General features: G+C 38.2%; 15 protein-coding genes and 1 rRNA gene. 2 read left to right on the top strand and 14 right to left on the bottom strand.

The genetic code is table 11. The features are described 5' to 3' along the window. From H7T93_RS03230 to H7T93_RS03215, 4 genes are all read right to left on the bottom strand, one after another. Window positions 1-76: ribosomal RNA gene (locus H7T93_RS03230) — 16S ribosomal RNA — on the bottom strand; the annotation flags it as partial. A gap of 417 nt (window positions 77-493) precedes the next feature. Next, window positions 494-1042, bottom strand: coding sequence for a ribosome hibernation-promoting factor, HPF/YfiA family (gene hpf / locus H7T93_RS03225; protein WP_002883786.1), 549 nt, complete (start codon window positions 1040-1042; stop codon window positions 494-496). Between the two features lie 77 nt (window positions 1043-1119). After that, on the bottom strand, window positions 1120-1782 hold the full coding sequence (locus tag H7T93_RS03220) for a ComF family protein (protein WP_048790261.1): 663 nt from the start codon (window positions 1780-1782) through the stop codon (window positions 1120-1122). After that, window positions 1763-3082, bottom strand: a complete 1320-nt coding sequence (locus H7T93_RS03215; protein WP_048790260.1) for a DEAD/DEAH box helicase — start codon at window positions 3080-3082, stop codon at window positions 1763-1765. Before H7T93_RS03215 ends, H7T93_RS03220 begins: the two co-directional genes overlap by 20 nt. Window positions 3083-3136: 54 nt before the next feature. On the opposite strand from H7T93_RS03215, the gene H7T93_RS03210 reads away from it, so the two are divergent. After that, window positions 3137-3763, top strand: a complete 627-nt coding sequence (locus H7T93_RS03210; RefSeq protein WP_021143583.1) for a YigZ family protein — start codon at window positions 3137-3139, stop codon at window positions 3761-3763. A 101-nt stretch (window positions 3764-3864) separates the two neighbouring features. Next, window positions 3865-4791 (top strand): cysteine synthase A, encoded by a 927-nt coding sequence (gene cysK, locus H7T93_RS03205; protein ID WP_002883742.1) that lies wholly within the window; start codon window positions 3865-3867, stop codon window positions 4789-4791. Between the two features lie 148 nt (window positions 4792-4939). On the opposite strand, the gene H7T93_RS03200 is transcribed toward cysK, so the two are convergent. The 10 genes from H7T93_RS03200 to upp all read right to left on the bottom strand — a co-directional run bounded on the left by H7T93_RS03200 (window position 4940) and on the right by upp (window position 12624). Continuing rightward, on the bottom strand, window positions 4940-5599 hold the full coding sequence (locus H7T93_RS03200; protein WP_002890017.1) for a CBS and ACT domain-containing protein: 660 nt from the start codon (window positions 5597-5599) through the stop codon (window positions 4940-4942). A gap of 134 nt (window positions 5600-5733) precedes the next feature. Continuing rightward, entirely contained in the window at window positions 5734-6444 is a 711-nt protein-coding gene (locus tag H7T93_RS03195; protein ID WP_002883761.1) for an ABC transporter ATP-binding protein, read from the bottom strand. Next, a complete protein-coding gene (locus tag H7T93_RS03190; RefSeq protein WP_021143582.1) occupies window positions 6444-7208 on the bottom strand; it encodes an ABC transporter ATP-binding protein in 765 nt (254 codons plus the stop codon). The genes H7T93_RS03195 and H7T93_RS03190 overlap by 1 nt, the downstream gene beginning before the upstream one ends. A 1-nt stretch (window position 7209) precedes the next feature. Further along, window positions 7210-8160, bottom strand: coding sequence for a branched-chain amino acid ABC transporter permease (locus tag H7T93_RS03185; protein WP_002883720.1), 951 nt, complete (start codon window positions 8158-8160; stop codon window positions 7210-7212). 3 nt (window positions 8161-8163) lie between these two features. Next, entirely contained in the window at window positions 8164-9048 is an 885-nt protein-coding gene (locus tag H7T93_RS03180) for a branched-chain amino acid ABC transporter permease (protein WP_002883743.1), read from the bottom strand. Window positions 9049-9091: 43 nt separating this feature from the next. Beyond that, window positions 9092-10267, bottom strand: a complete 1176-nt coding sequence (locus H7T93_RS03175; protein ID WP_002883756.1) for an ABC transporter substrate-binding protein — start codon at window positions 10265-10267, stop codon at window positions 9092-9094. Window positions 10268-10421: 154 nt separating this feature from the next. After that, entirely contained in the window at window positions 10422-10703 is a 282-nt protein-coding gene (locus H7T93_RS03170; protein ID WP_002890011.1) for a YlbG family protein, read from the bottom strand. Further along, window positions 10696-11145 carry a YlbF family regulator gene (locus tag H7T93_RS03165; protein ID WP_021143581.1) on the bottom strand — a complete coding sequence of 150 codons (450 nt, stop codon included), beginning with the start codon at window positions 11143-11145 and terminating at the stop codon, window positions 10696-10698. Before H7T93_RS03165 ends, H7T93_RS03170 begins: the two co-directional genes overlap by 8 nt. A gap of 85 nt (window positions 11146-11230) precedes the next feature. Further along, window positions 11231-11821 carry an ATP-dependent Clp protease proteolytic subunit gene (locus H7T93_RS03160; RefSeq protein ID WP_002883818.1) on the bottom strand — a complete coding sequence of 197 codons (591 nt, stop codon included), beginning with the start codon at window positions 11819-11821 and terminating at the stop codon, window positions 11231-11233. 173 nt (window positions 11822-11994) lie between these two features. Next, window positions 11995-12624 carry a uracil phosphoribosyltransferase gene (gene upp, locus H7T93_RS03155; protein WP_002883819.1) on the bottom strand — a complete coding sequence of 210 codons (630 nt, stop codon included), beginning with the start codon at window positions 12622-12624 and terminating at the stop codon, window positions 11995-11997. Window positions 12625-12642 lie beyond the last annotated feature (18 nt).

Genomic DNA, 12642 nt, shown 5'->3' with positions numbered 1-12642 from the left:
CTCTTCAGCGTTCTACTTGCATGTATTAGGCACGCCGCCAGCGTTCGTCCTGAGCCAGGATCAAACTCTCATTAAAATCTTTAATAATTGTTCGAGCGTTAACTCATTTTCGTCTTCTGACGATTTATTCTTGTAAATTGACAGGTTATAATTTCTTCTATCATAACCCTGCACTTGGTTTCTTATTCAGTTCTCAAAGGTCTTTGTCTCTCTTAAGACAACTCCTATATTCTAGCAAATCTAGAATAACTTGTCAACACTTTTTTGAAGTTTTTTTACTTCTCGTGTTCGCCGCCTCTCTCGAAGCAGCTTATTTATAATATCATCTCTGACTTATCTTGTCAATAACTTTTTTAAAGTTTTGGAACCTTTTCAAGTTTGTGGCAAGTCTGTTAAGACAACTTTTATATCTTAACACCCAATTTAGTTATTGTCAATAGGTTTTTTCAAAAAAATAAAGGAAGCACGTTTCTCAACCTACTTCCCTTTTTTATTATTTAGCTTCAATCAGACCGTAGTTACCGTCTTCTCGTTTATAGAGAACATTAGTTGTATGATCTTCGCTATCAGTATAGATAAAGAAGTCATGACCCAACAATTCCATTTGAAGGATGGCTTCTTCAACATCCATTGGTTTCAACTCAATGTTTTTAGTTCTTACAACTTCAACAGCTGGTGCTTCTTCAACTTGTTCGTTATTAAAATCAGCTGAGAATACTTCTCCTGTTGGAACTTTTTCACGATGCTTACGTGCAATTTTTGTTTTGTTTTTACGGATTTGTCTTTCAATCTTATCAACCACTAGGTCAATAGAACCATACATATCTTGCGAAACATCTTCTGCTCTTAGTGTTACAGAACCTGTTGGAATAGTAACCTCTACTTTAGCTGTCTTTTCGCGATAAACCTTAAGATTTACACGTGCATTCAATTCTTGGTCTTCGTTGAAGTATTTTTCAACTTTGCTAAGTTTACTTTCAACATAGTCACGAAGTGCTTCAGTTACTTCGATGTTTTCGCCACGGATACTATATTTAATCATAAAAGACCTCTTTCTCGCTTGTTAGCGTTTTCTTTATCTTTATTATATCCTTTTCATGAAAATTTGCAAGGATTTTATTATCTAGCTAGTGAAAAGGTCAAAACTTCTTTAATACCTATACCTTCTAACAGTTGAACCATCTGATATAAAGTGGAACCCGTTGTATAGATATCATCCACTATAATAATCTTATCTGGTAGATTTATACCTTCCTTGAGACAGAAAGCATTATCTTGACTTAGACGCTCCTCGCGTGTTTTTAAGGATTGCTTCTCAATATCTCTTTTCTCAAAGATATCCCGATAGGGAATTCCCTCTATCAATCCCTCAACTTGGTTGAATCCTCTTTCTGCCAAGCGTTCTTCCGATAATGGGACTGGCACTATGGTATAACCTTTCTTCAAAAATGGTTTTAAGTTGTTTTTAATATCTTGTTGAAATATTTTTCTAAGACAATAGTCTCCCATAAATTTATAGCGACTAAAATACTCTTTCATATTTTCTTCATATCGATAAATAGCAAGGTGCTTAGGAATATAGCCTTTTTTCATCCAAAGTTTACAATCAATACAAGTATCTCCATATAACTCTTTATTACAATTTTGACATCTTTCTTTTGAGAGGTTTTTAAACTGATGTTTACAAGATCGGCAAGAGTACTCTTTTCTTTGGTTAAACATAATGAGGTCTCTTAATTTTGGTACTGATTCAATCCAATCATTACATAGCAGACACTTCATTGTTAAACCCTCCTTTTTTATTCATAACCTTTATCTCTTCTCGACACCGAAGCATTGATTTGGATAGTCCTTCATGAAAGAAATAAAGCTTTCCTGTCGGTCTATCTGGTGATCTTCCAACTCGACCTCCAATCTGAATAAGACTCGAACTAGTATATAAGTGATGATTTGCCATACAAACAAAAACATCTACTTGTGGAAAGGTTACACCACGTTCGAGGATAGTTGTTGTCACTAAGATAGACAGTTCTTTTTTTCGGAACTTCTCTACGATAGTTGAACGCTTCTCGCTTTTTGAGGAAACAAAGGCCATTTTTTCATCTGGAAGATATTTTTGTAGAATACTTGTAAACTTTTCACCTATCGCTATATTTGGAAAGAAGATTAATAGAGGAAATTTTGATTTACGTTGCTTTTTAATCTGATAAAGAAGAGGTCTTGGAAGCTTGCCTCTTGTCAGAGATTTTTGTAATCTGCCCTGCCAGAAGAGTTTAGGAAGTACTAAAGGATTTCCATGGAAACGTCTAGCAAGGTGATGCTTTTCTAAAGTCCCAAGTCGAACTTGCTCTTCTAAAGATAATGTTGAAGTCGCTGTTAAGTAAATAAATCGACCGGTTTCGGTCTTCGCCTGTTCTACAGCATGATTTAACATGACATTTCCTACAAAGGGATATGCGTCTACTTCATCTACAATAACTAAGTCAAAACTCTGGTAAAACTTTAGTAGTTGATGTGTGGTAGCTATTACAAGCGGACTACCATCATATGGTTCACTCTCAGCATGAAGCAGGGAAATACTACAAGTAAAATCCCTTTTCATACGTAGAAATAGTTCTCGACAAACATCAACCCGAGGACTTGCGATAGCTACATGACCTTTATTTTCCAGAACATAGGCAACGATGTTATAAATCATTTCTGTCTTACCAGCACCGGTCACAGCATGTACGAGACTATCTTTCTGTTTTTGATAAGTTCTCAAAAGTTTCTCTGAGACCTTAGCTTGATAGGGAGTCAGTTCTCCAAACCACTTCAAAACAGGAAATTCAATTTCTGATGTTTTGGAAGGAAAATAATAAAGTTCTTTTCCTTCTTGGTTTCTACCAAAGACAATACATGCTCTACAATAATACTGACCTCCCGGTAATTGCCAATCTTCCTCTATCCAACTGTAACATCTTTTACATCTAAGTTGTTTATCGACCTTTATCATACCTTCTAATGTTAAAGCCTCTGGGTGATAGTTCACTGGCAACTGCTCTTTCGTAAATAGTCGTCCATAATATTCTTTAGGTACCATATCTTTCTATTCGAAAATATGTTTGAATTCATCTTTTTATGATAAAATTTTTTTATGGATTACAAAACTATTGCCAACGATGGAATCGTTGAAGAAGAAATAAAAAAATCTCGTTTTATTTGTCACTTGAAACGTATCAGCCGTGAGGAAGAAGGAAGAGAATATATCGCTCAGATTAAGAAACAGCATCACAAGGCCAATCATTCTTGCTCTGCAATAATCGTTGGTGATGATGGCCAAATTAAGCGTTCCAGTGATGATGGTGAACCTTCTGGAACAGCTGGGGTTCCTATGCTTACTGTTCTAGAAAAACAAGGTCTTACTAATGTCGTAGCAGTTGTGACTCGTTATTTTGGAGGAATCAAGCTTGGGGCAGGTGGTCTTATCCGAGCTTACTCTGGTAGCGTTGCTCATGCTATTGAAGAGATTGGCCGAGTTGAAGTCAAGGAATTAACAGGACTAACCGTAGAGTTAACCTACTCTCAATACCAAGTCTTTTCCAACTTCCTTGAAAAAGAAGGACTCCAAGAATTTGATACAACTTTCTTATCAGATGTTTCTACTACTTTATTTGTCGAAGAGTCTGAGATTGAAAGACTCGGTCAGGAACTAACCGAATTCTATCAAGGGAAAGTTACTTATGAAAAATCTGGAAAGAAAATCGTTGAAATTCCTATCTGATAGTCAAACGTTATCACAGTGATAAAGAAGATGTATTTTACAAGTTGGCCCTACCGTCGTATACTTAGAACCATCAATCAAAGATTAAGAGGATTTTAAATATGACAATTTACAACTCAATTACCGAACTTGTTGGAAAAACACCTGTTATTAAACTTAACTCTATTGTTCCAGAAGGATCAGCAGATGTTTACGTTAAACTCGAAGCATTCAACCCTGGTTCTTCAGTAAAAGACCGTATTGCTCTTCGTATGATTGAAGATGCTGAAAAGGCTGGTACGATTAAACCTGGTGATACCATTGTTGAACCAACTTCAGGTAACACTGGTATCGGTCTTGCTTGGGTCGGTGCTGCTAAAGGCTATAAAGTTGTTATCGTAATGCCTGATACAATGAGTGTTGAACGTCGTAAAATCATCCAAGCTTATGGAGCTGAGCTTGTTTTGACTCCTGGTAGCGAAGGAATGAAGGGTGCAATTGCTAAGGCTAAAGAAGTTGCTGCTGAACGCAATGGTTGGGTACCTCTTCAATTTGCTAACCCATCAAACCCAGCTGTTCATGCGGCTACAACTGGCCAAGAAATTCTTGAAGATTTTGGTGCAGAAGGTTTGGATGCTTTTGTTGCTGGTATCGGTACTGGTGGTACTATTTCAGGTGTTTCAAAAACCCTTAAGGCTGCCAATCCAAATATCAAGGTTTATGGTATCGAAGCTGACGAATCTGCTGTCTTGAATGGTGATAAACCAGGACCACACAAAATCCAAGGTATCTCAACTGGTTTCATTCCTGACACATTGGATACAAAATCATATGACAGTGTTGTGCGTATTCCTTCTGATGAAGCTATCGCAACATCACGTACATTGGGTAGCCAAGAAGGTTTCCTAGCTGGTATCTCATCAGGTGCTGCTATTGCTGCTGCCCTAAAGGTTGCCGCTGAGCTTGGCGAAGGCAAAAAAGTCTTGACACTCTTGCCTGACAATGGTGAGCGCTACCTCTCTACAACACTTTACGATTTTCAAGACTAATAAAAAAGAAGCTGGAGCATAATGCTCTAGCCTCTTTTTATTGTATAAAGTTAAGCCTGTAGTTCATCAATTACTAGAAAAAGTAAGGATTTTAATCTCATTTCCACTGAACTGTTCCTACAAACTTTCTGTTTTTTTATCCTTGTTATTAGTCTAACTCTTTTGCTTCTGTTTCTGCAATTTCAGTAACTGTAAATCCTGCTTCTACAAAAACCTTCTTGAGTTGTTCAATCCCAATCTCTCCTTCAACTTGAAGTTCAACACGAAGTACAGTGTCATTTTTAGGGGCAACAATTGTACGTTCGATGTTGAGATTCTCACTAGCAATAAGGTTCGCAATTTTTTCCAAAACACGTGGAGTATCTGTAACTTCCAACCCAATACGAATTCCAGCTTGACCATAACCAGAAATTTCCAAGAAAGCACGAAAGACATCTTTATCTGTGATAATTCCTGAAATTTGGTCATTGTCCACAACTGGAAGGACTCCAACCTTATTTTGAAGCATGATATAGATTGCATCCTCAAGGCTAGCATATTTGGAAACAGTAAGGACATTCTTGATCATGATATCTCCTACTTTTGTCTTATTAAGGAGATAATTCATTTCATAAATTGACAAGCTTGTTGCTTTTGATGGTGAGGCCTCCGCCATTGTACCTTCTGTAACAAGCCCAACAAGTTTATCGTGTTCAATTACTGGCAAACGGCGCAAACCTTTATCACGCATAATATCTGCAGCTGCTGCAACTGTTGTTTCTGGTGAGACATAAACTACACGTTTCGTCATAAAATCTTTTACTGCCATGTTTCATTTTCCTCCGAATGATTTCTTACTTGTATTATACCACACTAATTGAAACCGATTGCAATATTTTACTGAAAAATTAGTATTTTACAATCAGCATAAGACGATAGAAAAACGCCCTCGGGCGCTTTTTCTTATCCTCCAAGATAGGCTTTACGAACTTCATCTGATGCAAGAAGTTCTTCACCAGTACCTGAAAGAACTACTTTACCAGTTTCAAGAACATAACCGCGATCAGCAATTGACAAAGCCTTATTGGCATTTTGTTCAATCAAAAGAACTGTAGTTCCTTGCGCCTTAATATCTTCGATAATATCAAAAATTTCTTGAATAAAGATTGGAGCAAGTCCCATTGAAGGTTCATCCAAAAGCAAAAGTTTTGGACGACTCATAAGGGCACGACCCATTGCAAGCATTTGTTGCTCACCACCAGAAAGTGTCGCTGCATCTTGATTCTTACGTTCTTCTAGACGTGGGAAACGTTGGAAGACTTTTTTCAAGAGAGCTGCGTTCTCTTCTTTATTTGTATGAAGGAAAGCTCCCATTTCAAGATTTTCCATTACGGTTAATCCTGCAAATACATGACGTCCCTCAGGTACTTGAGCCAAACCTTCGGCAACAATCTTACGTGCTGGTGTTTTGTGGATGTCGTTTCCAAGATAAGAAATGGTTCCCTCAGTTGGACGAACAAGACCTGAGATGGTACGAAGAATTGATGTCTTACCTGCACCGTTAGCTCCGATAAGAGTTACGACTTCACCTTCATTAACTTCAAAGCTGACGTTTTTTACAGCTTCGATCGATCCATATTTAATTGAGAGATTTTCAACTTTCAACATTGCCATTATGCTTCACCTCCCAAGTAAGCTTCAATAACGCGTTTGTTATTCTTAATTTCATCAGGTGTTCCTTCGGCAATCAAGCGTCCATATTCCAAAACATAGATACGCTCAGTAACATCCATGACCAAACTCATATCGTGCTCAATCAAGATGATGGTAATTCCGAAGTCTTTTTGAATTTGACGAATATGAGCAGTCAATTCAGCTGTTTCTTGTGGGTTCATACCCGCAGCTGGTTCATCAAGGAAAAGAATTTTTGGTTCTGTTGCAAGTGCACGAACAATCTCCAAATGACGTTGTTGTCCGTAAGCCAAGTTTTTCGCAAGTGTATCTGCCTCACCATCCAAGTTGAAGATAGCCAACAGTTTCATAGCTTTTGCTTTTAACTCTTCTTCACTTGAATAGTACTTAGGCAAACGCAAAAGAGATGCAAAGAAATTTGAAGGTTGCTTATTTGATAAACCAACAAGAACGTTTTCAAGTACAGTCATGTCTTTGAAAAGACGGATATTTTGGAAAGTACGTGACAAACCGAGTGAAGCGATTTTATAAGGTGCTTTACCGTTTAGGACTGTACCATCAAGTATAACAGTCCCTTCACTTGGCTCATAGACACCTGTCAAAAGGTTAAACAAGGTTGTTTTACCAGCGCCATTTGGTCCGATAAGCCCAACCAACTCACCTTCATTGAGTTCCATTGAAACATCACCAACGGCAGTCAAACCACCGAAGTTTTTAGTCAGATTTTTAACTTCAAGAAGTGCCATTTTATTTGCCCTCCTTAGATTTATTGAAGAATTTTGAGAGATAGAGTTCTTTTGTTCCAAGAAGTCCACCTGGACGGAAGAGCATTACAAGAATCAAAGCCAAGGCGTAAATAATCATACGAAGGTTTGAAACATTTTGTAGGAACATGTTGATAATACCAAGAACAACAGCGGCAATGATAGTACCTGTGATTGATCCAAGACCACCAAGAACGGCAATGATAAGGTAATCAATTGATTTCATGATGGTGAAGTCTTTCGGCACGACTGTACCGATGTAGCTGACATAAAGTGAACCAGCAATCGCTGAAATCATGGCACCAATAACAAAGATAAGAACCTTCATTTTTGTGACATTAACACCCATTGACTCAGCAGCAATTTCATCTTCACGAAGAGTGATTGCTTGACGTCCAGTTGCTGAACGTAAGAAATTAAGCACCAAAATGGTAATGATTACCACAAAGAAATAAATTACAGGCCAACTAGTATAGGGAAGGATACCTGTCAAACCAGCGGCACCATTGGTCAATTCACCACCATTAACGATAATGATACGGATGATTTCAGCCATACCAAGAGTTGCAATGGCAAGGTAGTCACCTTTCAAACGAAGGGTAGGTAGACCAAAGATAAGGGCAACAATAGCTGCGATGATGACACCGACAACCATTGAGAGGTAGAAACCGTCATATGTTGGCATCATACCAGTGATGATAGCTGATGAATAGGCACCAATTGCCATGAAACCAGCTTGACCAAGTGTAAATTGCCCTGAGAAACCAAGAACCAAGTTAGTACCAAGTCCCATAAGGATTGAGATTCCAATCCCCATTAAGATTTGGATGTAGTAAAGGTTCATGATACCTGAAAGTTCAAGACCTTTCAAGATAAGGAAGAGCCCAATGATAAGACCAAACCAAATAAGGTTTACTTTTAGATTTTTCTTCATGTCTTACACCTTCTCTTTCACATTTTTACCGAGGATACCCGCTGGGCGAACCAAAAGGATAACGATCAAGACACCATAAACGATGGCATCACGGTAACTTGACAAACCAATTGCAGTTGATAATGTCTCCAAAATACCGATAACAAATCCACCAAGTGCTGCACCAGGGATAATACCGATACCACCAAGAACGGCAGCAACAAAGGCTTTAATACCTGGTGTCATACCCATAAGAGGTTCGATAGAGTTATAGTAAAGACCAATAAGGACACCCGCTGCCCCTGCTAGTGATGATCCAAGAGCAAAAGTGAAGCTGATAGTATTATTAACATTAATACCCATCAATTCAGCGGCATCACTGTCTACAGATACGGCACGCATAGCTTTACCCATCTTAGTCTTTTTAACAATCAATTGAAGAGCAACCATAAGGACAAGGGCAACTACCAAGATAAGCAATTGCACATTTGTTACAGAGATTGATCCAAGATGATAAGTCTTAATTGCAATCTTTTGAGGGAATGAACGTGTATCTGCACCTACAAAGAGAACCATGATGTACTCAAGGAAGAATGAGACACCAATAGCCGTAATCAAGGCAGAAATACGTGTCGAATTACGGAGTGGGCGATAAGCCAAGAACTCAATGACAACCCCTAAAATCGCACAGACAAGCATAGCAAAGACAAGGGCAACCCAGAAATTCATTCCGAGGCTATTAATCGCATAGTAACCAACGAAGGCACCCATCATATAGATGTCTCCATGAGCAAAGTTAATCAATTTGATAATCCCATAAACCATGGTATATCCAAGGGCAAGTAGGGCATAGATACTACCCAAGATGATACCATTGACTAGTTGTTGGGGAAGTTGTTCAAAAAACATATATAACCAAACTTTCTAGTTCATTTTTAGTATAGATAACAGATTATTTTTCAATTTCAACGGCTTCCGCTGAAACTTCTTCACCATTATCTCTTTTAACCATAAGAGCTGCTTTAATAGGGTTATGATCCTTATCAATCGTCATTTTACCTGTAACCCCGACAAAGTTTTTCAAATGTGCTAAGTTATCGGCAATATCAACTGATGTTTTCGCACCTTTTGATGCTTCTGCAATCATATAAACAGAATCGTAAGCTAGAGCAGCAAACATATTTGGGTCAGTGTTATAAGCTTTCTTATATGCTTTAATGAAACCTGATGCCTTGTCAGAAAGAGCAACATTTGTTGAATATCCTGATACATAGTAGACGTTTGACGCATTCTTTTTACCTGCAAGCTCAGTAAATTTCGCATCACTAAATCCGTCAGGTCCAAGGATTGGTTTATCAATTCCAAGGTCACGTGCTTGTTTAGTGATAATACCAGTCTCAGTATAGTAACCTGGCATTACAATAGCATCATAATCAAGGTCTTTAAATTTTGTCAAGGCTGACTGATAGTCCTTGTCCCCTGAAGCAAAGGTAGCTTCAGTAACGATTTGACCTTTATATTCACGCTTGAATTCATCCGCAATACCTTTGGCATAATCTGAAGCATTATCATAGTAGAGAACTACTTTCTTAGCATTCAAATTATTGTAAGAATAAGCTGCCAAAACTTTACCTTGGTAACTATCCTTGAAGGTTGTACGGAAAACGAATTTCTTCGTACCATTAGCATCTACCGTAAGGTCATCCTGCGTACCTGAAGGTGTCAGCAAAGGAACCCCTGTTTTTTGTGATACGAGGCTAGCCGCAGCAACAGCACCTGATGTCGCTGGACCAACGATAGCATTTACATTACTCTGAATAGCCAAGTTCGTTGAAGATGTTGAAGCTTCAGCATTTTCAGATTTATTATCTTTTGTGACAAGCTCAAGCTTTTTGCCATCGACGCCACCAGCTTTGTTAATTTCGTCAACAGCCAACTTAATACCATTCTGCTCCGCCTTACCATAGGCTGCAACGGCACCTGTCAACTCCATGTTAACACCAATTTTGATGGTATCGCCAATCTTAGTACCATTGGCATTAGCAGTCACATCTGGTGACTTGCCACAGGCAACCAAGAAAATGGAAGCAAAAAAGGCTAACACAATAAGTGTGATCTTTTTAGACATAAGATTTCTCCTTAATATTTTCTTAAAAAAGTCCACCTTATAGCTTACAGAATTATCAGACAATTGTCAACTACACATAACTAAGCTTTAGCGGCAGTAATCGTTTCCATTACTTTAAGAATAACTCTTTAAAAAGAAAAAAACTTTTCTCTTATTAAAGAGAAAAGTTCTTAAACGGTTCAGGGACTGAGGTGTCGTAACGTTCCAGACTACCTACAAAGTCCATATCAATATCAGAATAGTAAGAAGGCAGAACTTTTTTCACTGCTTTCATTCCATCGAGCTCTTTCAAAATATCCTCGACCTTGTCCTCATCTACATAAAGGTGCACATAACGCATCTTATAAGAATGGTAGACAACATCCCCAAACTTGGCAATTTTACGTAAGTCTCTATTGTAGTATAAATAAACAATAATGCCTTGACGCTTAATCATGACTCATCTTCTCCTTTATGTTAGTGTCTCCCTTTTTATGATGTGGTTTATGAGGGGCAAGAGGTAGCCCAGTATCAATAAAAATCTGGTCTGAAACAGCTTGGGCAATCTCCTCACCAAGATTGGCTAAAATGGTCTGTAAATCGAACTCTGCCCGACGATAGCCAATAACCACCTCGTTTAAATCAATTTGGCGCTTCATTCGCAAAACCTGACGTTTCAACTCTCTCACATCTGGTCTAAAAGCCTCATACGCCTTAGCAGCATCATAGCTATCTTTTAATTCTTGAAATGCAAAGAGTTGCTCTTGAAGTTCTCTGTCATTTTCGAATTTCTGGCGTTTTAAACGGTAATTCTCTATCTCAGGTAGCTTTATAAAACACGAAACAAGACACTCTATAGCTTGATCAATCGCAAGCAACTCCTCATTGATTATTAACATGTTTTCTATTATAACACAAAAAGCCAGATGAAACGGTCCTTATACAACCGATTTGCATCTGACTTTTGTTTAAGACAAGCTCAGTTTATTTTAATTGGTTATTAGCCATGATTTCATCGATGAAACCATATTCAAGCGTTTCTTGAGCACTCATCCAATTGTCACGTTCAGCGTCTACATGAACCTTTTCAATTGGTTGTCCAGAATTATCTGCTAAGATTTGCTCCAAGTTATTACGTGTCTTGAGCAAGTGTTCAGCTGCGATAGCCATGTCTGTTTGTTGCGTACCGCCACCAGTACCACCCATTGGTTGGTGAATCATGTACTCTGCATTTGGCAACATGAAACGTTTACCTTTGGTACCGCTTGAAGCGATAATTGTTCCCATAGATGCTGCCATCCCCATAACGATAGTCTGAACATCAGACTTGATGAAGTTCATTGTATCAACAATGGCAAGACCTGCCGAAACGGATCCACCTGGTGTATTAACATAAAGATAGATATCTTTTGTATTGTCTTGAGCATCCAAGAACAAGAGTTGGGCGATAATTGAGTTTGCCATATTATCTTCAACAGGACCTGTTAACATGATGATACGATCCTTGAGCAAACGCGAGTAAATATCATAAGAACGCTCACCGCGTGATGTTTGTTCAATTACTACAGGAATCATATGAATCCTCCTTTTAATATTGTCTTGATGCTATTATATGATTTTAGTCAAATTAGGTCAAATAAAAAACATCATTCTTAGCACTCTTTCTAAAAGAGTGCTAAACTCTTCTATAACAATTTCACTTAAAACTTATTAATCTAGTAAAAAAAGGGAAATTTTCCCTTTTCAACTTATTTTGTACCAAAGAGACGGTCACCTGCATCTCCAAGACCTGGAACAATATAACCGTTTTCATTAAGTTTCTCATCCAATGATGCTGTGTAGATATCAATATCTGGGTGAGCATCTTGCAATTTTTTGACACCTTCTGGTGCTGCAACCAAGCAAACAAACTTGATATTAGCTGCACCACGTTTTTTAAGTGAGTCTACTGCCAAGATTGCTGAACCACCAGTCGCAAGCATTGGATCTACTACAAAGATCTGACGTTGATCAATGTCTTCTGGTAATTTAACTAAGTACTCAACTGGCTCAAGAGTTTCCTCGTCACGATACATACCAATATGACCAACTTTAGCTGCTGGTACAAGGCTAAGGAAACCATCGACCATACCAATACCCGCACGAAGAATTGGAACAATCGCCAATTTCTTACCAGAAAGTTGTTTTTGTACAGTTTTAGTAATTGGTGTTTGAATTTCAACCTCTTCGAGAGGAAGGTCACGAGACACTTCGTAACCCATGAGCATAGCAATTTCATTAACTAGCTCACGGAAGTCCTTAGTAGAAGTATCCTCACGACGGAGGATTGAAAGTTTATGTTGAATCAGTGGATGTGAAATAACTTGAAATTTACCCATAATAGTTTCTTCCTTTGC

It is taken from the genome of Streptococcus sp. 9.1, from assembly GCF_016648815.1.
Classification (GTDB): Bacteria; Bacillota; Bacilli; order Lactobacillales; family Streptococcaceae; genus Streptococcus; species Streptococcus salivarius_E.
This window is presented reverse-complemented; position numbering and strand designations above follow the sequence as displayed.